A 22,444-nucleotide genomic window follows, 5' to 3' on the forward strand; every position below is an offset into this window, starting at 1 on the left:
GCTCATCACGCGTTCCATCCTGCCCGCAGGCGTTCGCGCACCTCGCGAGAGGCCGCGCGATTGGCGCCATCCAGCCGCAGCCTGAGATCGGTGGCTCCGCTGGCCAGGACATCCGCCTGGGCGTCGGCCAGGGCCTGGCGCACCTGCTGCACAGCTTCGGCCGAGGGCTGGTCGGGCTGAGCCACTTCCAGCTGGCGCCAGAGCAGGCCCAGGGAGGCATAGCTGTCCAGATCATAGGCCATGGGTGGAATGTCGGCCGCCAGGCGTTCCAACTCCTCGACGCTACGCAGGGTGACCCGCGCCGCCGAGGCCTTGCCCATGGCATGCACCTGCACCTGGGGATCGCGCAGGGCCAGCAGGCGATTGGCCTGGTAGCCATGGGCGAGAAAGCCGCCGGACATGGCCTTGCCCACCAGCAGGCCCAGCACCGGATGCCCGGCCAGACGCGCCTCGGCATAAGCCCCGGCGGCCCCGGCCAGGGCCTGGTGGATGCCAAAGGCTTCCTCGCGGCGCCCATAGGCCTGGCTGGGGACGTCCACCAGGGCGATCAGGGTGCGTTTCACCGCGGCGTCACGATCTTCGGCGATGGCCTGCTGGATGGCCCGGGCCAGGCCCCAGCCCTCCAGCAGGCCTACCTCGCCCTGGCGGGCGCGGGGAAAGGGATTGCCGGCATCCGCTACCACCGCCAGCCAGCGCGCGGGGCGTCCGGCCAGTTCGAGGTCGGCGACGCGCAGGGAGGCGGGCAGGCCGTTGACGGCCTCGCCCTGACCGGCCAGGGCCTGGAACCAGGTCAGGCCGCGTTGCGAAGGCTGGGTGCTCATGGCTGGTCTCCGGCATAGAGGTCACGGACCGCGGCGGCGTCCGCTTGGGGACGGGTGTCGAGATCGGCAAGACGCGTCAGATAGTGTTCGGCCTGCTGGCTGCGCAAGGCGCCGGCAACGCCCCGGGTGAAGCCCTGGCGGATGGCGGCGGTCACGGCGGCGCTGTCGTCGGCGACGAAGACATCGGCCAGGCCTGTGGCGACCCGTTGCTCGCCGCCGGTCAGGCTCCAGATGAAGGGGCGGTCGCGGGAATCGTATTCCTCGATCCCGGCTTCCTGCTCGATCACCTGGGGCCCGTTGAGGCCCAGGCGGGCCTCGCGGGTGACGATCAGCTGACTGCACAGCCCCGCGGCGATGGACATGCCACCAAAGCAGCCGACGCTGCCGGCGATGACACCGATCACCGGCTGGTGGCTGCGCAAGGCGACGATGGCCGCCTGGATCTCGGCGATGGCCGCCAGCCCCAGGTTGGCTTCCTGCAGCCGTACACCGCCGGTTTCCAGCAGCAGCACGGCGCGGGTCGGGGTGCCGGAGAGGTTGTCTTCCAGCGCCAATTCCAGCGCCCCGGCGATCTTGGCGCCGCCCACTTCGCCCATGCTGCCGCCCTGGAAGGCACCTTCGATGGCGCAGACCACCGCCGGCTGGCCGTCGATCAGCCCCTTGGCCACCACCACGCCGTCATCGGCCTGGCAGACGATGCCCTGCCTGGGCAGCCAGGGCGACATCAGCCGCTCGAAGGGCCCGACCAACTCGCGAAAGCTACCGGCGTCGAGCACCGTGCGCGCCCGTTCGCGGGCACCGAGTTCGACGAAGCTGCGGCTGTGCAGCAATTCCTGCACGTCGGGAAGGGTGGCTTCAGGCATGGGCGGCTTCCTCCAGGTCGAGGGTTTCCAGACCTTGCTCCAGGCGCAGGCGCACCACGCCGGGGGTGGCGCCGAAGTCGTGGATGTCCAGGGTCAGGGCCGGCAGGTCGTCACGGGCGGCGAACAGCCGGTCGAAGAGGGCGCGCCAGCGCGGTTCGCTGCCATTGACCGAGGTGGTCACCCTGAGGGTGAAGTCGGCGTTGGCGGGTTCGAGCAGGACCTCCAGGTCCCCCGAGCCGACGCAACCCACCAGGGCCCGACCCCGGCGGCGCTGGCTGGCCGGATAGCTGCAGCTGAAATGTTCCATCAGAGGTCTCCAGGGAGCCGTGGCTCCAGGCGATCGACGAGAAGGGTGGCGGCCAGCAGATCGGCGGCCCCACCGGGCGAGGCATTGGCGGCCAGCAGCTCCCGGTCCAGGACCAGCAGCTGGCGGCGGCCGGCCAGACTGGCGCTGCCACCGGCGTCCAGCACCGCCTGGGCGCCCTGTTGCATGGTCGCCAGGGCCACGGGGCCGCCGCGGTGCAGCACGCAGGTGTCGTCCAGCCGGGTCATGATCGCCAGCAGGGCATCCAGGCGGGCGCTCTGCTCGCCGGCGCCCGCCTGGCGGCTGGCGCGCAGTTGCGGCAGGCCGCGCTGGTGGATGGCGGGAAAGCCGGCGGCCGCCTCGGCCCGGGCGCCGCCGACGCCATAGCGCTGGGCGACACGCTGGCCATGGCTCGGCAGAGTGCGGGGAGCATCAGGATCCGGGAGGCTAGCCAGGCGACCTGCCGCAAGGCACAGGGCCTCAGCAGAGCCAGGACGCCCATGCACGGCCGCCGTCACCAGCAGCCCCAGCGCCCAGATGGCGCCGCGATGGGTGTTGACGCCACCGGTCACGCTCAGCATCGCGGCTTCGCCATCGCGACCCAGGCGGCCGATCAGGCGGCGCAGGTCGGCCGCGGGCAGCCCCAGCTCGGCGGCTTCGGCCATGGCCTGGAAGCAGGGCCGCAGGGCCTGGGCGGAGGTCAGCATCAGGCCAAGGCTGAGGTCCTGGTGGGCGCCCTGGCCGCGACGATCCACCAGGGCCGGCTTGGGTGAGAGTTCGGCTTCGTCGACCAGGGCCATCACGGCCAGGTCGGCCAGGCGTTCGGCGGGAGACGGGGCAAGACGGGCGAGGGCGGGCATCACCAGCTCCTGAATTTGGCCGGGGGTTGATAGAGGCCGCCGGACCATTCCACCAGTTCGCCGATGCTCTTGGCGGCGAGCAATTCGCGACTGGCGTCGGTGCGGCGGATGCCGAGGTCCTCGGGCAGGGCCACCAGGCCCTCCTGGCGCAGCCGCCGGGCCTCGGCCGGATCGCTGCGCAGGCCGATGGTGGTGACCCCGGCCACGGCGGCGATCATCGCCCGGCGCTCCTCCAGTGAACGGGCGCGGTAGAGATAGGCGATGCCTTCCTCGGTGAGCAGATGGGTGACGTCATCGCCATAGACCATGATGGGCGCCAGCGGCATGCCGCTCTTGCGCGCCACCTCCACGGCATCCAGGGTGTCGACGAAGGTGGGTTTGCCGCCTTCCTGAAAGGTCTCGACCATCTGCACCACCAGCTTCTTGCCGCGTTCCAGCAGCGCCGGGGCGCCGTCGCCGGTCTGCTGGCGCATGTCCAGCCAGGCCGGGGTGGGATGGCGGCGGCCGCGCGGGTCATGACCCATGTTGGGCGCGCCGCCAAAGCCGGCCAGGCGCCCGCGGGTCACGGTGGAGGAATGGCCGTCGCCGTCCACCTGTAGGGTGGCGCCGATGAAGAGGTCGACGGCGTACTGACCAGCCAGCTGGCAGAGCAGGCGGTTGGATCGCAGCGAGCCGTCGCGACCGGTAAAGAAGACATCCGGACGCTGGGCGATGTAGCCCTCCATGCCCAGCTCGGTGCCGAAGCAGTGCACGCTTTCCACCCAGCCGCTCTCGATGGCCGGGATCAGCGTGGGGTGGGGATTGAGCGTCCAGTGCCGGCAGATCTTGCCCTTGAGTCCCAGGCGCTCGCCGTAGGTGGGCAGGATCAGTTCGATGGCCGCGGTGTTGAAACCGATGCCGTGGTTGAGCGACTGCACCTGGTGGCGCTCGTAGATGCCGCGGATGGCCATCATCGCCATGAGCACGTGCACCGGCTTGATATGGCGCGGATCGCGGGTGAACAGGGGTTCGATATAGAAGGGCCGGTCGGCCACCACCACGAAATCCACCCAGTCCGCGGGGATGTCGACCCGCGGCAACTCGGACACGTCGTCCACCAGCTGGTTGACCTGGACGATGACGATGCCGTCGCTGAAGGCCGCCGGCTCGATCAGCGCCGGGCTGTCCTCGGTGCTGGGGCCGGTATAGATGTTGCCGGCGCGGTCGGCCATGAAGCCGGCACTGAGCACCACCTTGGGGATGAGGTCCACCAGCAGCCGGGCATAGAGTTCGATGTAGGTGTGGATGGCGCCCACTTCCAGCAGCCCGTCTTCCAGCAGCTGGCTGATCCTCAGGCTCTGGGTGCCGGCAAAGGAGAAGTCCAGCTTGCGGGCGATGCCGCGTTCGAAGAGATCCAGGTGCTCGGCGCGACCGACGCTGGGCATGATCATGTGCAGGTCATGCAGCCGGGCCGGATCGACCTGGGCGAGACTGCGAGAGAGGAAATCGGCCTGCTTCTGGTTGTTGCCTTCCAGCACCACCCGGTCGCCGGGGGCGAGCAGCTGTTCCAGGGCCGCGACGATGGATGCGGTGGGCAGCACCTTGCCATCGGCCAGCGCGGCCACCCGGTCCAGGCGCTGCTGCTTGTCACCGCGGCGCCTGGCGATCCGAGCCGGTGGGTGGGATGTCGTTGTCATTGGAGTCTCCACGAATCACCTGTCGTGGAGTCACCCTAGACCTCGCCTCCCTGGCGTTCAATCAACCTGAAGGCGGAATCGTTACGCTGAAGTTAACGATCCCGCCTGCATCAGGCCGCCGCGACCGGCTCAGGTCTTGTCGACCGGAGTGAACACCGTGGTGGTCTTGGAGAACCAGCCGGTGGGGGTCACGTCGACGTTGGCGTTGTCATATCTCAGGCTGTTCTGCACCTGCTTGAGCGTCAGGTTGGCCTGCCAGTATTGCTCGTGGCCCAGCTCCTGATTGGCCCGGTGCACCAGGTCCAGGGTTTCCTGGGCCGGCAGCACGGCGGTGGAGTAGTCGACGTCGACGCCGGCCACCTTGAGGATCTCGCCGGCGGCCTTAGTATCGCCCTGCTGGATCTTCTCGTTGGCCTGGACCACGGCCTGGTTCTTGGCCGGGGTGGCGACATAGTCGTCACGCAGCGCCATGCCGCTCCAGATCGGCAGCCAGGACGTGGCCTTGGCGTCCTGCGCGGAGACCTGCATGAGTTTGCCGTCCTGACCGCGCAGGTCCCTGGCCGACTTGAGGTAGGCGGTCTTGTCGGTCTGGGCGGTCTGCAGCGCGCTCTCGGCGGCGGCCAGGTGCTGCTTGGCCTGATCGACATGGGCCTCGAAGAGGTCCTGGCGGGCGGCGACCACGTCCATGAAGGCCTGCTGGCCCTGCTGGGAGATCGCCGGCAGGGTGGCGACCTGCTGTGTGGCGATGTCGGGTCGGGTGTCGGCCAGGGCGGCGGTGGAAAACACCGAGGCGATGGTCAGGACGAGGAGGCTCTTGGCGATACGACGATTGAGGTTCATGTGCTTCTCCCGGATACGAAAGTAACTGGAACCGCGGGGGTATCGGGCAGGGTTGCGAGATACCTTGGGGTCAGTGTCCATCCGGTGAGCTTAACGAACGCTTAGCAGGCTATCGGTAGGTGTAGTTCCAGGTGTCGGATGCTGGAACGGAAACAGCGCCCGCCCCGGAGAGTCCGGAGCGGGCGCTGTTGGCGGGCCGAAGGGCCTAGCGCACCAGGCAGGGCTTCTTGTTATCGAAGGTCCAGTTGGGCGAGAGGAATTGCATGGCCATGGCGTCGTCGCGCGCACCGAGGCCCTTGGCCTTGTACAGCTCGTGGGCGCGGGCCAGGGCGTCCAGGTCCAGCTCCACGCCCAGGCCACCCTGCTGCGGCACCGCCACCAGGCCGCCCTTGATCTCCAGCGGTTGCCTGGTCAGGCGCTGGCCGTCCTGCCAGATCCAGTGGGTGTCGATGGCAGTGATCTTGCCCGGCGCCGCGGCGGCGACGTGGGTGAACATGGCCAGGGAGATGTCGAAGTGGTTGTTGGAGTGCGAACCCCAGGTCAGGCCCCAGTCGTTGCACATCTGCGCCACCCGCACCGAGCCCTGCATGGTCCAGAAGTGCGGATCGGCCAGGGGGATGTCCACCGATTGCAGCTGGATGGCGTGACCCATCTGGCGCCAGTCGGTGGCGATCATGTTGGTGGCGGTGGGCAGGCCGGTGGCGCGGCGGAATTCGGCCATCACCTCGCGTCCGGAATAGCCGTTCTCGGCGCCACAGGGATCCTCGGCATAGGCCAGCACATGGTGCTGGTCGCGGCACAGGCGGATGGCTTCCTTGAGCGACCAGGCGCCATTGGGGTCCAGGGTCACGCGCGCCTCGGGGAAGCGCTCGGCCAGGGCGGTGACCGCCTCGATCTCGGCGTCGCCGCTGAGTACGCCGCCCTTGAGCTTGAAGTCCTTGAAGCCGTAGCGGTCATAGGCCGCCTCGGCCAGGCGCACCACGGTCTCGGGGGTCAGGGCTTCCTCGTTGCGCACGCGAAACCAGGCGTCGTCGCTCTCGGCTTCGCTGCGGTAGTCCAGGGTGGTCTTGCTGCGGTCGCCGACATAGAACAGGTAGCCGAGCATCTCAACGGCGTCGCGCTGCTGGCCTTCGCCGAGCAGGGCCGCCACCGGCACCTCCAGGTGCTGGCCGAGCAGGTCGAGCAGGGCGGCTTCCAGGGCGGTGACGGCGTGGATGGTGATGCGCAGGTCGAAGGTCTGCAAGCCACGGCCGCTGGCATCGCGACCGGCGAAGGCCTGGCGGACCTGGCCGAGGATGCGCTGGTACTGCCCCAGCGGCTGGCCGATGAGGAATTGACGGGCGTCTTCCAGCGTCTGGCGGATGCTCTCGCCGCCGGGCACCTCGCCGACGCCGGTGCGGCCGGCGCTGTCCTTGAGGATCAGCACGTTGCGGGTGAAGTAGGGGCCATGGGCGCCGCTCAGGTTGAGCAGCATGCTGTCCTGGCCGGCGACGGGCACGACTTCCAGCGAGGTGACCACCGGGGTGCCGGTGTGCAGGGCGGGGGTGGCGTTGAATTGGGTCATGGTCGGGCTCCTTGTCGATCAGCGAGAGGTTTCAGCGGCGAGCGGGGCTTCGGCAGGCGGCGTGGGCACGCCGCGCAACTCGACGCGCTTGATCTCGCCGACTACGAACAGGTAACTGATGGCGGCCACCAGGGCATTGGCACCGACGAACACCAGGGCCATCTTGAAGGAACCGGTGGCGGCGATGATGTAGCCGATGATGATCGGGGTGGTGATGGAGGACAGGTTGCCGATGGTGTTGAACAGGCCACCGGAGAGGCCGGCGATCTGCTTGGGCGAGGTGTCGGAGACCACCGCCCAGCCCAGGGCACCGATGCCCTTGCCGAAGAAGGCCATGGCCATGAAGCCCACCACCATCCAGTCGGCGTCGACGTAGTTGCAGAGGATCATGCTCATCGACAGCAGCATGCCGGCGACGATGGGGGTCTTGCGCGCCACGCTCAGGCTGCTGCCGCGACGCAGCAGCCAGTCGGAGATCACCCCACCGAGCACGCCGCCGATGAAGCCGCAGATGGCCGGCAGGGAGGCGATGATGCCGGCCTTGAGGATGGTCATGCCGCGTTCCTGCACCAGGTACACGGGGAACCAGGTCAGGAAGAAGTAGGTGAGGGCGTTGATGCAGAACTGGCCCAGGTAGATGCCGGCCATCATGCGATTGGTCAGCAACTGGCCGATGTAGCTCCACTTCGGACCTTCGCTCTTCTTGCCGGGAGTGTCCAGGTCGACCAGGCCGCCATTGCTGGCGATGTATTCGACCTCGGCGCTGTTGGCGCGGGGATGTTCGCGGGGGCTGTAGATCACCGCCATCCAGACCGCCGAGAAGGCGATGCCCAGGGCGCCCATCACCACGAAGACGTGCTGCCAGCCGAAGTGGTAGACGATCCAGCCCATCAGCGGCGCGAACAGCACGGTGGCGAAGTACTGCGCCGAGTTGAAGATGGCCGAGGCAGTACCACGCTCCTTGGTGGGGAACCAGGCGGCGACGATGCGGGCGTTGCCGGGGAAGGAGGGCGCTTCGGCCAGGCCGACCATGAATCTCAGGGCGAACAGCAGGAACACCGCGGTGCCGATGCCGAATTCACCGATGTAGCCTTGCAGCATGGTGAACACCGACCAGGTGAAGATGCTTGCCGCATAGACCTTCTTCGACCCGAAGCGATCGAGCAACCAGCCGCCGGGGATCTGGCCGAGCACATAGGCCCAGCCGAAGGCGGAGAAGATGTAGCCGAGGGAGACGGCACTGATGCCGAGGTCTTTTTGCAGGGCGGAGCCGGCGATGGAAATGGTGGCGCGGTCGGCATAGTTGATCGTGGTCACCACGAACAGCATGAACAGGATCAGATAGCGGACGCGCGTCTGCTTGGTTTCGTGCATGGAGAGCTCCCACTGGTTTGTTTTTGTGTGCGGGCTGACATCGTGTAGCGGGCTTAGGTTGTAAGTCGTCTGACAACGATAGCGCTATCATTAAACAGATAACGCTATCATTCAACTGCTAAATCTGTGGCTGGGCGCAAAAAAGTGGCTAGGAACTCTGCCGCTCGATTAGGGCAAAACCGGTGTCGAGGCTTACCGCAGTTTGATCGCCCGCGAGACGGTCGAGCAGCGCCTGGGCGACACGCTGGCCCATGGCATCGGCGTTGACGCTGACCGTGGACAGCGCCGGGGTGGCGAAGCGGCCGTTGGTGGTATCGCCGAAGCCGACCACCGCCAGCTGTTCGGGGATGCGCAGGCCGCGGCTGCTGGCTTCGGCGACCACACCCAGGGCCAGGGTGTCGGAGCTGCACAGCACCAGTTGCGGGGGCTCGGGGCGTTCCAGCAGGCGCGCCAGGCCGATGCGGCCGACTTCCCAGGTGGCGGGTAGTGGCAGCACTTCCATGGGCAATTCGGGGATGCCCAGTTCGACCAGGCGGGCCTGCAGAGCCAGGTTGCGGCGCATGGCGCGAGGATCGTCCACCGAGATCACCCCGAAGCGGCGATAGCCGCGGGCGACGAAGTGCTCCGCCAGGGCCACGCCGACCTGCTCGTGGGAAAAGCCCACCTGCATGTCCAGGGCCTCGGCGCTCAGGTCCCAGGCTTCCACCACCGGGATGTTCAGCGCCGCCAGCCGCGCGCGACTGGCCGGGGTGTGCAGGGTGCCGGTGAGGACGATGCCATCGGGGCGGCGGCCGAGGATGGCTTCCAGCAGTTCCTCTTCCTTTTCCGGCGAATAGCCGGTCGGACCGATCAGCGCCTGGTAGCCCGCCGCGGTGAGGCGATCCATGATCGCCTGCACCACGGTGGCATAGATGGAATTGGCGATGGTGGGCAGCAGGATGGCCACCAGCCGGCTCTTGCTGGAGGCCAGGCTGCCGGCCAGCAGATTGGGCACGTAGCCCAGTTCCTTGACCACGGCCAGGACATGCTCGCGGGTGGCGGCGCTCACCAGGCTCGGGCGGTGCAGTGCCCGGGACACGGTAATGGGCGACACCCCGGCGGCGAGGGCGACCTCGCGCACGGTGAGGGGCAGCTCGGTGGTGCCATCGAGCTGGGCGATTTCGCGTCGGGACTTCCTGGCCAAAGCGGGTCCTTGGATGAGAGAGGCCGCCATTATGAGAGCAAGCCTCGGCGGTTGCCATGGGCGCCCGCCGGAGCCCCGGCTAGTTGACCGCTCGCGTTGCCCGGGCGCGGCCGACCCGCGATTGATTGGGGCGACCGAGCAGGGCGGAAACGTTCTGTCCGACCTCGACCAGTCTCTTCAGGTCGACGCCGGACGCTATGCCCAGGCCGTCGAGCAGATAGACCAGGTCCTCGCTGGCGACATTGCCGCTGGCGCCCTGGGCATAGGGACAGCCGCCAAGCCCGGCGACGGAGCTGTCGAACACCGCGACGCCTTCGAGCAGGCTGGCGTAGACGTTGGCCAGGGCCTGGCCATAGGTGTCGTGGAAATGCCCGGCCAGTTGGCTAAGGGGCACCTCCCGGCCCAGCCGCTGCCAGAGCGCCCGGGTCCGACCCGGGGTGCCGACGCCGATCGTATCGCCCAGGGAGACCTCGGCGCAGCCCAGCTCCAGCAGTTCGCGGGTCACGCTCGCCACCTGGTCGGTTGCGACCTCGCCATCGTAGGGGCAGCCCAGCACGCAGGACACATAGCCGCGCACCCGGATGCCCGCCGCCCGCGCGCCCTCGACCACGGGCACGAAGCGCGCCAGGCTCTCGGCGATGGAGCAATTGATGTTGCGCTGGGAGAAGCCCTCCGAGGCGGCGGCGAACACGGCGATTTCGTCCACCCCCGCCGCCAGGGCGGCTTCGAAACCTTTCAGGTTGGGCACCAGTACCGAGCGCACCACGCCCTCGGGCCGGCCGAGTCCTGCCAGTACCTCGGCGGTCCCGGCCATCTGCGGCACCCAGAGTGGCGAGACGAAGCTGCCCACCTCCAGATGATGCATGCCACTGGCGATCAGCGCCGTGCACAGCTGGATGCGCTCGGCGATGCCCAGCGCCTGGGGCTCGTTCTGCAGGCCATCGCGGGGTCCGACCTCGACCAGCCGCACCCGGGACGGCAGGGCATCGCTCATGGTGCCACCTCCTCCAGTTCCACCAGCGGGGCGCCCTCGGCCACCAGCTCGCCCGGGCTACAGAACAGCGCCGCCACCACGCCCGCACGGGGCGCGCGGATGCTGTGCTCCATCTTCATCGCCTCCAGCACCACCAGCGGGGCCCCGGCTTCCACGGCGTCGCCGACGGCCACCGAGACGGCTACCACACTGGCGTTCATCGGCGCGGTAAGACCACCGGCATCCGCCTGGCGCGCGACCTCGGCCAGCGGATCGGCCCAGATGACGGCTTCGAAACGGTCCTGCCATTCGACAAACAGCGTCGGCCCTCGGCGATGGAGGCGGGCGCTGTGGCGAACGCCGTCCACCTGCCAGTGGAGCCGATCACCGCTCAATGCGACGGCCAGCGGGTCGACCAGGCTCAGGCTGCGCACCTCGCCACGACAGGCCAGGCGCAGCGCGATGTGCGGTGGTCCACCCAGGCGCCAGCCCTGGCGGGACGCCCAGGGTGACGTGGGATCGGCAGCGGCGGGCAGCGTCGCCAGCCAGGCCTGGCCCGCCAGGGTCCAGAAGGCCTCCGGCAGTTCTGCGGGTGCGGGCAGCAAGGCCGCCTGATGCCGCTCGATGAAACCGGTGTCCAACTCCGCCGCGGCAAAGGCCGGATGGGCGAGCAGGCGCTGCAGGAAGGCGAGGTTGGTGGCGAAGCCGCCCACCGCGGTGTCCTGGAGCATGGCCAGCAACCGCTTGCGCGCCTGTTCGCGGCTGTCGCCCCAGGCGATCAGCTTGGCCAGCATGGGATCGTAGAAGGGCGACACCTCGTCACCTTCCTCCACGCCGCTGTCCACTCGTCGCCCCGGACCGGCCGCGGGCTCGCGATAGAGCTGCAGGGTGCCCGAGGCCGGCAGGAAGCCCTGGTCGGTGTCCTCGGCATAGAGGCGCACCTCGATGGCATGGCCGTGCAAGGGCACCTGGGCCTGGGTGAGGGGCAGGGGTTCGCCCGCGGCCACGCGCAGTTGCCAGGCCACCAGGTCCAGGCCGGTGATGGCCTCGGTGACCGGGTGCTCCACCTGCAACCGGGTGTTCATCTCCATGAAGAAAAAGTCGCCACGGGCGTCGAGCAAAAATTCCACGGTGCCGGCGCCGACGTAGCCGATGGCCTGGGCCGCCTGCACCGCCGCCTCGCCCATGGCCCGGCGCAATTCGGGCGTGAGACCCGGCGCGGGCGCCTCCTCGATCACCTTCTGGTGGCGGCGCTGGATGGAGCAGTCGCGTTCGTTGAGATAGAGGCAATGGCCGTGCCCATCGGCGAACACCTGGATCTCCACATGGCGCGGTTGCAGCACGTATTTCTCCACCAGCATCCGCGCATCGCCAAAGGCCGAGAGCGCTTCGCGCTGGGCCGAGGCGAGGCCCTCGGCCAGGTCGGCTTCGCGCTCGACGATCTTCATGCCCTTGCCGCCGCCGCCGGCGGTGGCCTTGAGCAGGACCGGATAGCCGATGCGCGCCGCGGCGTCACGAAAGGTGGCCAGGGACTGGTCCTCGCCGTGATAGCCCGGCACCAGGGGCACCCCGGCATCGGTCATCAGCGCCTTGGCCGCGGACTTGCTGCCCATGGCGCGGATCGCCGCGGCGGGAGGACCGACGAAGACCAGCCCTGCCGCAGCCACCGCCTCGGCGAAGGCGGCATTCTCGGACAGGAAGCCGTAGCCCGGATGGATCGCCTGGGCACCGGTGGCCAGGGCCGCGGCGATGATGCGCTCGCCCAGCAGATAGCTGTCGGCCGGCTTGGTCCCGCCCAGGTCCACTGCCTGATCGGCCTGGCGCACATGGCGGGCGTCGGCATCGATGGCGCTGTGCACGGCGACGGTACCCAGGCCGAGGGCCTTGGCCGTACGCATCACCCGGCAGGCGATCTCGCCGCGGTTGGCGACGAGCAGACGGTCGAAGGTCATGGCGAGGTCTCCTGCCAGGCGGGACGACGTTTCTCCAGAAAGGCCTGCAGGCCTTCCTGGGCTTCGGGGGTGACGCGTACCTCGGCGATCAGGCCCTCGGTGAAGGAGCGCACCTCGTCGGGGGGTGCGCCCGCGCCAGCGCCGTCCAGCAACCGCTTGCAGGCGCGCAATGCCTGGGGCCCGTTGTCCAGCAGCCGGGCGATCCAGGCCTCGACCAGGGTGTCCAGGTCGGCAGCCGGCGCCGTCTCGGCCACCAGGCCCAGTTCGGCGGCGCGTTCGCCGGAAAAGCGCTCCGCGCCGAGCATGTAGCGCCGCGCCATGCGCTCGCCCAGGGCGCGAGTCACGAAGGGCGCGATGACCGCCGGCACCAGGCCGATGCGCACCTCCGACAGGCAGAAGATGGCGTCGCTGGCGGCCAGGGCCAGGTCGCAGCAGCTGACCAGGCCCACCGCGCCGCCAAAGGCCGCGCCCTGGACCACCGCCAGGGTCGGCATCGGCAAGGCCTGCAGGCGATACATCACCTCGGCCAGGCGCTCGGTGTCGGCGCGGTTGGCGGCGGCGTCCAGGCGGGCCGAGGCCTGCATCCAGGCGAGGTCGGCGCCGGCGCAGAAGTGCCGCCCGCGGCCGCGCAGGAGCAGAAAGCGCAGGGCTTGATCGCTGGCGATCTCGGCGAGCACGCTGCCCAGCTCCGCGATCAGCTGCGCATCCAGGGCATTGTGGCGATCCGGGCGATCGAGCCAGAGGGTGGCGAAGCCGCGTGGATCACGGATCAGTTCCAGGGTGTGGAAGTCAGTCATGGCCTACATCCGGAAGACGCCGAAGGTCGTCGGCTCGAGAGGGGCGTTGAGGCTGGCCGACAGGGCCAGGGCGAGGACCTCGCGGGTCTGGGCCGGGTCTATCACCCCGTCGTCCCACAGCCGCGCGCTGGAATAGTGGGCATGGGCCTGGCGCTCGTACTGCTCGACGATGGGGGCCTTGATCCGCGCCGCTTCCTCATCGTCGAAGGCCTCGCCGGCGCGTTCGGCCTGCTCGCGCTTGACCTGCACCAGCACCCCGGCCGCCTGCTCGGCACCCATCACGCCGATGCGCGCGTTGGGCCACATCCACAGGAAGCGTGGATCGTAGGCGCGACCGCACATGCCGTAGTTGCCGGCGCCAAAGCTGCCGCCGATGATCACGGTGAATTTGGGTACCCGGGCGCAGGCCACCGCGGTGACCAGTTTGGCGCCGTGCTTGGCGATGCCGCCTTCCTCGTATTTCTTGCCTACCATGAAGCCGGTGATGTTCTGCAGGAACAGCAGCGGGATGCGGCGCTGGCAGGCCAGTTCGATGAAGTGCGCGCCTTTCTGCGCAGATTCGGCGAAGAGGATGCCGTTGTTGCCGAGGATGGCCACCGGATGGCCGTGCAGGTGGGCGAAGCCACAGACCAGGGTGGTGCCGAATTGCGCCTTGAATTCATCGAAGACGCTGCCGTCCACCAGCCGCGCGATCACCTCGCGCACCTCCAGCGGCTGCTTGGGATCGGCCGGCACCAGACCGTGCAGTTCCTCGGCCGGGTAGAGGGGCGGGATAGGCGTCTTCAGTTGCAAGTCGCCCAGCTTGCGCCAGTTGAGGTTGGCGATGCAGCGCCGGGCCAGGGCCAGGGCATGAGCATCGTCTTCGGCGTAGTGATCGGCCACGCCGGAGGTCCGGCAATGGACATCGGCGCCGCCCAGTTCCTCGGCGCTGACCACCTCGCCGGTGGCGGCCTTCACCAGCGGCGGACCGGCGAGAAAGATGGTGGCCTGCTGGCGCACCATGATGGTCTCGTCGCTCATGGCCGGCACATAGGCGCCACCGGCGGTGCAGGAACCCATCACCACGGCGATCTGCGGGATGCCCTGGGCGCTCATGGTCGCCTGGTTGAAGAAGATCCTCCCGAAGTGCTCGCGGTCGGGGAAGACGTCCTCCTGGCGCGGCAGGTTGGCGCCGCCGGAATCCACCAGATAGAGGCAGGGCAGGCGATTCTGCAGGGCGATGGCCTGGGCGCGCAGGTGCTTCTTTACCGTGAGCGGATAGTAGGAGCCGCCCTTCACCGTGGCGTCGTTGGCGATGATCATGCACTCGACGCCCTCGATGCGGCCGATGCCGGCCACCACCCCGGCGGCCGGTACCTCTTCCTCGTAGACGTCGAGGGCGGCCAGGGCGCCGATTTCCAGGAAGGGCGAGCCTGGGTCCAGCAACAGATCGATGCGCGCGCGGGGGAGCAGCTTGCCGCGCGCGGTATGGCGCGCCTGGGCCTTGGCCCCGCCGCCTTCGCGGATGCGCGCCAGCAGCCCGTCGAGCCGGGCCAGTTGTTCGGCCATGGCCGCGGCGTTGCGCTGGTAGTCCGGGGTGCGCCGGTTCAGCGTGGAGGTCAGCACGGTCATGAAGGCGTCCTCACCGGGTTTCGTTGAACAGCTCGCGGCCGATCAGCATGCGGCGGATCTCGCTGGTGCCGGCGCCGATCTCGTAGAGCTTGGCGTCGCGTAGCAGGCGACCGGTGGGGTATTCGTTGATGTAGCCGTTGCCACCGAGGATCTGGATGGCTTCCAGGGCCATCTGGGTGGCCTTCTCGGCGGTATAGAGGATCACCCCGGCGGCGTCCTTGCGGGTGGTCTCGCCGCGGTCGCAGGCCTGGGCCACGGCATAGAGATAGGCTCGGCTGGCGTTGAGGCCGGTGTAGAGATCGGCCACCTTGCCCTGGATCAGCTGGAATTCGCCGATGCTCTGGCCGAATTGCTTGCGGTCGTGGACATAGGGCAGCACCACGTCCAGGCAGGCCTGCATGATGCCCACCGGGCCGCCGGCGAGGACCACCCGCTCGTAGTCCAGGCCGCTCATCAGCACCTTGACCCCGCCATTGACCTGGCCCAGCACGTTGTCCTCCGGCACCTCCACGTCGTCGAAGAACAGCTCGCAGGTGTTGGAGCCGCGCATGCCCAGCTTGTCGAACTTGCTGCCACGGCTGAAACCCTTCCAGTCACGCTCGACGATGAAGGCGGTGATGCCATGGGCCGCCTTTTCCGGTTCGGTCTTGGCGTAGATGACATAGGTGTGGGCATCGGGGCCGTTGGTGATCCAGGTCTTGCTGCCATTGAGCACATAGCGATCGCCGCGGCGTTCGGCGCGCAGCTTCATGGAGACCACGTCCGAGCCGGCGTTGGGTTCGCTCATGGCCAGGGCGCCGACGTGCTCGCCGCTGACCAGTCCGGGCAGGTAGCGGGCCTTCTGCGCGGCGCTGCCATTGCGATGGATCTGGTTGACGCAGAGATTGGAATGGGCGCCGTAGGACAGGGCCACCGAAGCAGAGCCGCGGCTGATCTCTTCCATGGCCACCGCATGGGCCAGGTAGCCGAGTCCTGCGCCGCCGTATTCCTCGCCCACGGTGATGCCGAGCAGCCCCAGGTCACCGAAGGTGCGCCAGAGATCCATGGGGAAGCTGTTGCTGGCATCGATCTCGCCCGCGCGGGGCGCCACCTCGCGGGCGACCAGGGTGCGCACCTGATCGCGCAGCAGGTCGAGGGTCTCGCCCAGGGCGAAGTTGAGACTCGGGTAGCTCATGGGGTCACCTGTTGTTGGGATTGTCGGGTGCGAGCGGTCAGCCGAACAGGCGTGCGCAGGGCGGCCGCCAGGCACGGTGCGGAGCGGAAAGGGACAGGGCGGGGCTGTGTCATCGGCCAGGCGCGGGCGTTACCCGAAAGCGATAGCCGCAAGGACGTCGGGCAGGGCCGCCGACGGCTGGGCAAGGATGCGCTCGACGCGCGGGTGCGGAACGCGGGCGCCAGGGCGCTCATGGTCCGTCCTCCTGTTCATTGTTCTTGTCATGGCGACCGCAAGAGGAAGGCGGCGCGCCTGTGCCTCTGAGTCTAGGAGGAGAAATGCGCTATCGTGAAACGATAAAAATAGAATCCAGGTATTGGAAAATCAGATGGCACTGCACCAGGACATCTCGATGCGGCAGCTGCGCTACTTCGTCGCCGCCGCCGAGAACAGCCAGTTTTCCCTGGCCGCCAGCGCGGTCAACGTCAGTCAGTCCGCAGTCACCACGGCGGTCAGTCAGCTGGAGGCGAAGCTCGCCGTGCGGTTGTTCGAGCGCCTGCCCCATGGGGTGAAGCTCACCGCCGAGGGGCACCAGTTCTATCACCATGCCCGGCACATCCTCGACACCCTGCAGGACGCCGTCAGCCAGCCGCTGTTCCAGAGTCATGCGCTGACCGGCCAGGCCCGCGTCGGCGCCTCCTATGCGGTGCTCGGCTACTACCTGCCGACCCTGCTGGCGCGCTTCAAGCGCAGCTATCCGCAGATCGACATCGACCTGCGCGACATGGACCGACCCAGTATCGAAGCCGGCATCACCGACGGCACCCTGGAGCTGGGCCTCACCGTCATCTCCAACGTCGACGCCACCCAGCCTTTCGAGCGTCATCTGCTGATGCGCTCGCCGCGTCAGCTCTGGCTGCCCAGCGCCCATCCGCTGCTGGCGCCGGAGCGCGTCACCCTGGCCGATATCGCCCCCTATCCCTACATCCTTGCCACGGTGGACGAAGGCGAGACCTCCACGTTGCGCTATTGGCGCGCGGCAGGCCTGGAACCCAACGTGGTGTTCAAGACCTCGTCCATGGAATCCCTGCGCGGCCTGGTCGCCCACGGCTTCGGCGTGACCATCCTCTCCGACATGCTCTATCGCGGCTGGTCGCTGGAAGGCCGCAAGCTGGAAGCCCGCCCGGTGGCCGATGCCATCCCGCCCATGGAGCTGGGCCTGATCTGGAGTCCCGAGGAACGCCTGGGCAGTGGCGCTCAGGCGTTTCGGCAGTTCCTGGTGTCGGCGGCGGGGTAGCGGGGCAAGGCGCCTCGACCTCAGCCCTTGGATTTCGCCGGGTCCGCACTGCGTGGATAGGTGCGCTCTTCCTCGATGCGGCCATCCGAGGTGTGGATCTTGACGCTGCCGGTCTTGCCGTCCAGGTATTGCGCCGCTTGGTGGACGATGGCGTCCTTGGTCGAGGCCTTGAGCAGGGCGCGATCGCCGTGCTCTTCCTTGAATTCCCAGCCGGTGTCGGTGGGTAGGATGTGGTAGTTCTGCATCTGGTCTCCCTGGGGCCCTTTGGCCCTTGCCTGGTCTTGGGTTGCGCCTGTTTCGACCCGCTTTGGCTCAAGAACATTCGAGCGAAGCGGCGCAGCCAGGCCAGAAACAGGCCGCGCTACTCAGCCCTGCAGATAGACCACCTGGGTATGGGTGTACTCATAGAGGCCGTGCTTGCCGTCGGCGCCGCCGATGCCGGACTTGCGTACCCCGGCGTGGTAGCCCTGCATGGCTTCGAAGTTCTCCCGATTGATGTAGGTCTCGCCAAAGTCGATCTCGCGCATGGCGTGCATGGCCTTGCCCAGGCTGCGGGTATAGACGGAGGAGGTGAGGCCGTATTCGCAGTCGTTGGCCAGGGCGATGGCTTCGTCGAGATCATCGACTATCTGGATCGGCAGCACGGGGCCAAAGATCTCTTCGCGCATGATCGGCATGTCCGCGCGACAGTCCGCCAGCACCGTGGGCTGGAAGTGAAAGCCGCGACCCAGGTCGGCACGGCGGCCGCCGGTGACCAGGCGGGCGCCCTGGCCGAGGGCGACGTCGACCTTGGCCGCCACCTTGTCCAGACCGGCGGCGTTGATCAGCGGTCCCATCTCCACATTGGTGTCGGCCTGGGGGTCGCCATAGCGGGTGGCGGCCATGGCGCGGCCGATGCGCTCGATGAAGTCCTCGGCCACCGCGCGCTCCACATAGACCCGCTCGGCGCAGTTGCATACCTGCCCGGTGTTGATGATGCGTGAATCGCGGATCGCCCGGACCGCCAGGTCCAGGTCGGCATCGGCCAGGACGATGGCCGGCGCCTTGCCGCCCAGCTCCAGGTTCAGCTTGGTCAAATTCGGTGCGGCAGCGGCCATGATCCGCGAGCCGGTGGCGATGCTGCCGGTAAAGCTGACCATGTCGATGCCGGCGTGGGCGCTGAGCTGGCCCCCCACGGAACCGGCGCCGCTGACCAGGTTGAACACCCCGGGCGGCAGATCCGTTTCGGCCACCAGGCGGGCGAATTCATGGGCATTGATCGGGGTTTCTTCGCTGGGCTTGATGACGATGGTGTTGCCGGTGAGCAACGCCGGCGCCAGCTTGCGGGCGATCAGGAAGAAGGGGAAGTTCCAGGGCAGGATGCCGGCCACCACGCCCAGTGGCTTGCGCAGCAGAAAGATCTGCTCGTCGGGTCTGTCGCTGGTGATGATCTCGCCTTCGATGCGCCGTGCCCACTCGGCCATGTAGTCGAGGTAGTCGGCGGTGAAATTGACCTCCACCTCGGCCAGACCGTGGATCTTGCCCTGTTCGGCGACAATCGTTTGCGCCAGTCGTGGTGCCTGCTCGCGCAGCTTGGCGGCGATGCGTCTGAGATGGCCGGCCCGCTCGATCGCCGGTTTGCGGGCCCAGGCCTTTTGCGCGCGGCGGGCGGCGGCGATGGCCTGGTCGACGTCGTCGCGGCTGGAGGCCGGCACCCGGGCTAGGGCCTCGCCGGTGGCCGGGTTGTGGACGAGAAAGTCCTCGGCGGCCGGCAGGAAACGGCCATCGACGTAGTTCTGGTAAAGGGGCAGATCGGCCATGGCGGACTCTAGGTCAGTAGGTGCGAGAGGGCGCCTGGGGCGCGTCGAGGGGGCGATAGCGGGCCAGGTTGGCCAGCGCTGCCTGGCGGAACAGGCTGATGTCGATGCCGACGGCGACGAACTGGCAACCCCAGTCGCGATAACGCCGGGCATCGTCTTCCTGGGGCGCCAGGATCCCGGCCACCTTGCCGGCGGCGCGGGTGGCGTCGATGGCGGCGCGGATGCGCGCCTGCACCTCGGGATGGCCCGGATTGCCGGCGTGACCGAGGCCGCTGGAGAGATCGGCCGGACCGACGAAGACGGCGTCCACCCCTTCCACCGCGGCGATCTCGGCGACGTTGTCGCTGCCCAGTCGCGATTCCACCTGGACGATCAGGCACAGCTCGGTATGGGCGTTGTGCAGGTAGTCGGGCACCGCGTCCCAGCGGGTGGCGCGGGCCAGGCCGCCGCCGACGCCACGGATGCCATGCGGGGGATAGCGCATGGCCCGCACCAGGGCGCGGGCCTGGTCGGCGGTTTCCACCATGGGCACCATCAGCGTCTGCACGCCGATGTCCAGCAACTGCTTGATCAGCACCGCATCGCCAGTCACGCAGCGCACCACCGGCGCCGTGGGGTAGGGCGCCACCGCCTGCAACTGGGCGAGGATGCTCGGCACCGTGTTGGGTGCGTGTTCGCCGTCGATCAGCAGCCAGTCGTAGCCGGTGCTGGCGGCGATTTCGGCGGCGTAGCCGGTGGCGAAGCCGGCCCAGAGGCCATAGAGGGTATCGCTGCCCGTGAGGCGGGCCTTGAAGGGATTGCGTGGCAGGTCCATGACGGTGGTCTCCAGGGGAATCAGGAAGGGGTATCGGGCAGGCGCACCAGCAGGCCGTAGCTCAGGGCGCCGGCCACCGCGACCGCGGCGGCGATGCCGAGGGCGAGGCCGAAGGAGCCGGTCTGCTGGACGATCATGCCGGTGATGACCGGGGCGAAGGCGCCGCCGAAGTAGCCGCCGAAATTCTGGATGCTGGCCAGCGAGGCGACCTGGTGCGAGGGCACGGCGACGCTGACCAGCGACCAGGTGCCGGCCACCGCCACGTTGAGGCTGAACAGCGCCAGGCTGAAACAGAGGATGACGCTGCCGATGCCGGTCACCCCGGCGCTGCACAGGGCGAACAGCCCGGCTGCGGCCAGACCGCCGCAGATCGGCAGCTTGCGGCTGAAGGCCAGGCTGCGCCCGCTGCGGGTCAGGCGATCCACCAGCAGGCCGCCGCCGATCACGCCACAGGCGCCGGCCAGGAACGGCAGGCTGGCGACCCAGCCGGCCTGGGACAGGGACAGGTGATGGACCCGCTCCAGGTAGGCCGGCAGCCAGGTCAGGAACAGCGACAGCATGTAGATGATGCCCACATAGCCGATCACCACGCCCCAGGTCAGGCGGCGGCGGAACAGCCCCAGCCAGTCGGCGAAGGTCAGTCTCTGGCCGGCGTCCTGGGGGGGCAGCCCGGCGTCCAGGTGGGCCCGCTCGGCGGCGTCCAGCGCCACCTGGACCCGGTCGCGATAGCTCAGGTACCAGAGCGCCGCCACCAGGACGCCCAGCACGCCCATGGCGATGAACATCTGCCGCCAGCCCAGCCATAGCAGCAGGGCGGTGAGGATCGGCTGGGAGATCGCCGGTCCCAGCGAGGAGGAGAGGTTGAAGATGCCGGAGGGCAGGCCGCGCTCGCGCACGTTGAACCACTCGCTGACCACCTTGGCGCCGGCCGGGAATTGCGGCGCCTCGCCGATGCCCAGGCCGACGCGGGCGAGGATCATCAGGTGCAGGCTGCTGAGCAGCCCGAGCACGCCCTGGGCGATGGACCAGAGGCAGATGCCCAGGCCCAGGGTCAGGCGCGCGCCGAAGCGATCCAGCAGGCCGCCGATGGGCAGCTGGGCGAAGGCATAGGCCCAGGCGAAGGCCGACAGCAGCAGGCCCATCTCGGTCGGCGTGAAGCCCAGTTCGCCGCTGATGGTCTGGTTGGCGATGGCCAGGGTGCTGCGGTCCAGGTAGTTGACGAAGCCGGCCAGCACCAATAGCGCCAGGGCGATCACCTGGACCCGCTTGAGCCGGGCGCTCTTGGGTGGCAGCGGCGTCGCCGCGGGGCGCGCATCCGGCAGGGGCGTCGCCAGGGTGTCTTGGGTCGCTTTCATCCAGCCCTCCTAGGCAAGGCCTCAGTGGCGATAGGGACGTTCCAGGGCGCACTCCGGATTGAGGCGCACGCCGAAGCCGGGCCGATCCAGCGCCGAGGCGCGCATGCGGCCGCGCACCGGGACGGGTTCGTCGAGCAACTGCGGATGGAACATGGGCACCACCTCGTCGGCCTTGGGCGCCATCATCAGGAACTCGGCGAAGGGACTGTTGGTGCGGGTGATGACGAAGTGGTAGCTGTAGACCGAGGAGCCATGGGGAACCACCAGGGCGTTGTGGGAATCGGCCAGGGCCGAGATGCGGATCAGCTCGGTGAGGCCGCCGCACCAGCCGACGTCGGGCTGGAGGATGTCGCAGCAACCCATCTCCAGCAGCAGGCGGAAACCCCAGCGGGTGGCTTCGTGCTCGCCGGTGGTGACCAGCATGCCCTTCGGCACGTTGCGTTTGAGTTCGGCATAGCCCCAGTAGTCGTCCGGCGGCAGCGCCTCCTCGATCCACTTGAGACCGAATTGCTGGGCGCTCTGGGCCAGGCGGGTGGCGTAGTTGAGGTCCAGGCTCATCCAACAGTCGAGCATCAGCCAGAAGTCGTCGCCGACCCGTTCGCGCATGGTCGCCAGGGCCTCCAGGTTCTTGCGCAAGCCTTCCTCGCCCTCGGCCGGGCCATGCTGCAGCGGCAACTTGCCGCCGATGAAGCCCATCTCCTTGGCCAGGTCCGGCCGGGCGCCCGTGGCATAGAACTGCAGTTCGTCACGTACCGCGCCGCCGAGCAACTGGTGCACCGGCTCCTGGCGCAGCTTGCCGAGCAGGTCCCAGAGCGCGAGATCCACCCCGGAGATGGTGTTGAGCACGATGCCCTTGCGCCCGTAGTAGAGGGTGGAGAGGTACATCTGGTCCCAGATCTTTTCCAGGTCGGTGACCTTGGCCCCCTCCAGGAAGCGCGCCAGATGCCGCTCGACGATGAAGGCGCCCAGCTCGCCGCCGGTGGTGACGGCGAAGCCCACGGTGCCGTCGCTGGCCTCGACTTCCACCACCAGGGTGCCCAGCACATTGATGCCGAAGCTGCGCCGGCTCTGGCGGTATTCCGGGTACTTGGCCATGGGCGTGGCGATGTGGTCGTCGATCCAGTGGCCGTCGCCCTGGTCGTGGTAGTCGGCGCCGCCGCCGCGAAGGGTGTAGGCGCGCACCTGCTTGATGGTGGGTAGGGTCATGG

Annotated in this window: 20 protein-coding genes; 1 reads left to right on the forward strand and 19 read right to left on the reverse strand. The window is 68.4% G+C overall.

Annotated elements, in window-relative coordinates; all coding sequences use genetic code 11:
* Positions 1–5: 5 nt before the first annotated feature.
* From mdcE to OXS31_RS07330, 14 genes are all read right to left on the reverse strand, one after another.
* On the reverse strand, positions 6–821 hold the full coding sequence (mdcE, locus tag OXS31_RS07265) for a biotin-independent malonate decarboxylase subunit gamma (RefSeq protein ID WP_077172720.1): 816 nt from the start codon (positions 819–821) through the stop codon (positions 6–8).
* Positions 818–1,684, reverse strand: coding sequence for a biotin-independent malonate decarboxylase subunit beta (locus OXS31_RS07270; protein ID WP_267398529.1), 867 nt, complete (start codon positions 1,682–1,684; stop codon positions 818–820). Before OXS31_RS07270 ends, mdcE begins: the two co-directional genes overlap by 4 nt.
* Entirely contained in the window at positions 1,677–1,991 is a 315-nt protein-coding gene (locus OXS31_RS07275) for a malonate decarboxylase subunit delta (RefSeq protein WP_267398531.1), read from the reverse strand. Before OXS31_RS07275 ends, OXS31_RS07270 begins: the two co-directional genes overlap by 8 nt.
* The gene (locus OXS31_RS07280; protein ID WP_267398532.1) at positions 1,991–2,848 is read right to left on the reverse strand and encodes a triphosphoribosyl-dephospho-CoA synthase; all 858 of its coding nucleotides are present in this window, start codon (positions 2,846–2,848) and stop codon (positions 1,991–1,993) included. The genes OXS31_RS07275 and OXS31_RS07280 overlap by 1 nt, the downstream gene beginning before the upstream one ends.
* Positions 2,848–4,524, reverse strand: a complete 1,677-nt coding sequence (mdcA, locus tag OXS31_RS07285; protein ID WP_267398533.1) for a malonate decarboxylase subunit alpha — start codon at positions 4,522–4,524, stop codon at positions 2,848–2,850. The genes OXS31_RS07280 and mdcA overlap by 1 nt, the downstream gene beginning before the upstream one ends.
* A gap of 129 nt (positions 4,525–4,653) precedes the next feature.
* The gene (locus OXS31_RS07290) at positions 4,654–5,364 is read right to left on the reverse strand and encodes a YfdX family protein (protein WP_027599545.1); all 711 of its coding nucleotides are present in this window, start codon (positions 5,362–5,364) and stop codon (positions 4,654–4,656) included.
* A 205-nt stretch (positions 5,365–5,569) separates the two neighbouring features.
* A complete protein-coding gene (gene gudD / locus OXS31_RS07295) occupies positions 5,570–6,928 on the reverse strand; it encodes a glucarate dehydratase (RefSeq protein WP_267398535.1) in 1,359 nt (452 codons plus the stop codon).
* 18 nt (positions 6,929–6,946) lie between these two features.
* Positions 6,947–8,302 carry an MFS transporter gene (locus tag OXS31_RS07300; protein ID WP_027602164.1) on the reverse strand — a complete coding sequence of 452 codons (1,356 nt, stop codon included), beginning with the start codon at positions 8,300–8,302 and terminating at the stop codon, positions 6,947–6,949.
* A 148-nt stretch (positions 8,303–8,450) separates the two neighbouring features.
* Positions 8,451–9,485, reverse strand: coding sequence for a LacI family DNA-binding transcriptional regulator (locus tag OXS31_RS07305; RefSeq protein WP_042133898.1), 1,035 nt, complete (start codon positions 9,483–9,485; stop codon positions 8,451–8,453).
* A gap of 79 nt (positions 9,486–9,564) precedes the next feature.
* Entirely contained in the window at positions 9,565–10,479 is a 915-nt protein-coding gene (locus OXS31_RS07310; RefSeq protein WP_044342042.1) for a hydroxymethylglutaryl-CoA lyase, read from the reverse strand.
* A complete protein-coding gene (locus OXS31_RS07315; protein WP_267398540.1) occupies positions 10,476–12,410 on the reverse strand; it encodes an acetyl/propionyl/methylcrotonyl-CoA carboxylase subunit alpha in 1,935 nt (644 codons plus the stop codon). Before OXS31_RS07315 ends, OXS31_RS07310 begins: the two co-directional genes overlap by 4 nt.
* Positions 12,407–13,207, reverse strand: a complete 801-nt coding sequence (locus OXS31_RS07320; RefSeq protein ID WP_145247734.1) for an enoyl-CoA hydratase-related protein — start codon at positions 13,205–13,207, stop codon at positions 12,407–12,409. Before OXS31_RS07320 ends, OXS31_RS07315 begins: the two co-directional genes overlap by 4 nt.
* Before the next feature lie 3 nt (positions 13,208–13,210).
* Positions 13,211–14,818: a carboxyl transferase domain-containing protein gene (locus OXS31_RS07325; RefSeq protein ID WP_144953683.1), complete on the reverse strand. Its 1,608-nt coding sequence runs from the start codon at positions 14,816–14,818 to the stop codon at positions 13,211–13,213.
* Between the two features lie 10 nt (positions 14,819–14,828).
* Entirely contained in the window at positions 14,829–15,992 is a 1,164-nt protein-coding gene (locus OXS31_RS07330) for an isovaleryl-CoA dehydrogenase (protein WP_007158524.1), read from the reverse strand.
* Between the two features lie 367 nt (positions 15,993–16,359).
* On the opposite strand from OXS31_RS07330, the gene OXS31_RS07335 reads away from it, so the two are divergent.
* On the forward strand, positions 16,360–17,268 hold the full coding sequence (locus OXS31_RS07335) for a LysR family transcriptional regulator (protein WP_267398548.1): 909 nt from the start codon (positions 16,360–16,362) through the stop codon (positions 17,266–17,268).
* Positions 17,269–17,288: 20 nt separating this feature from the next.
* On the opposite strand, the gene OXS31_RS07340 is transcribed toward OXS31_RS07335, so the two are convergent.
* From OXS31_RS07340 to rhmD, 5 genes are all read right to left on the reverse strand, one after another.
* The gene (locus tag OXS31_RS07340; RefSeq protein ID WP_267398550.1) at positions 17,289–17,513 is read right to left on the reverse strand and encodes a DUF2188 domain-containing protein; all 225 of its coding nucleotides are present in this window, start codon (positions 17,511–17,513) and stop codon (positions 17,289–17,291) included.
* A 120-nt stretch (positions 17,514–17,633) separates the two neighbouring features.
* Positions 17,634–19,067 (reverse strand): aldehyde dehydrogenase, encoded by a 1,434-nt coding sequence (aldA, locus tag OXS31_RS07345; RefSeq protein ID WP_267398552.1) that lies wholly within the window; start codon positions 19,065–19,067, stop codon positions 17,634–17,636.
* Between the two features lie 13 nt (positions 19,068–19,080).
* Positions 19,081–19,881: an HpcH/HpaI aldolase/citrate lyase family protein gene (locus OXS31_RS07350; protein WP_074582576.1), complete on the reverse strand. Its 801-nt coding sequence runs from the start codon at positions 19,879–19,881 to the stop codon at positions 19,081–19,083.
* Positions 19,882–19,901: 20 nt separating this feature from the next.
* Positions 19,902–21,236: an MFS transporter gene (locus OXS31_RS07355; protein ID WP_042133913.1), complete on the reverse strand. Its 1,335-nt coding sequence runs from the start codon at positions 21,234–21,236 to the stop codon at positions 19,902–19,904.
* A gap of 21 nt (positions 21,237–21,257) precedes the next feature.
* Positions 21,258–22,442, reverse strand: coding sequence for an L-rhamnonate dehydratase (rhmD, locus tag OXS31_RS07360; protein ID WP_267398555.1), 1,185 nt, complete (start codon positions 22,440–22,442; stop codon positions 21,258–21,260).
* Between the last annotated feature and the right edge of the window lie 2 nt (positions 22,443–22,444).

Origin of the sequence: Pseudomonas sp. GM_Psu_1, from assembly GCF_026544185.1 — a bacterium.
Classification (GTDB): Bacteria; Pseudomonadota; Gammaproteobacteria; order Pseudomonadales; family Pseudomonadaceae; genus Chryseomonas; species Chryseomonas oryzihabitans.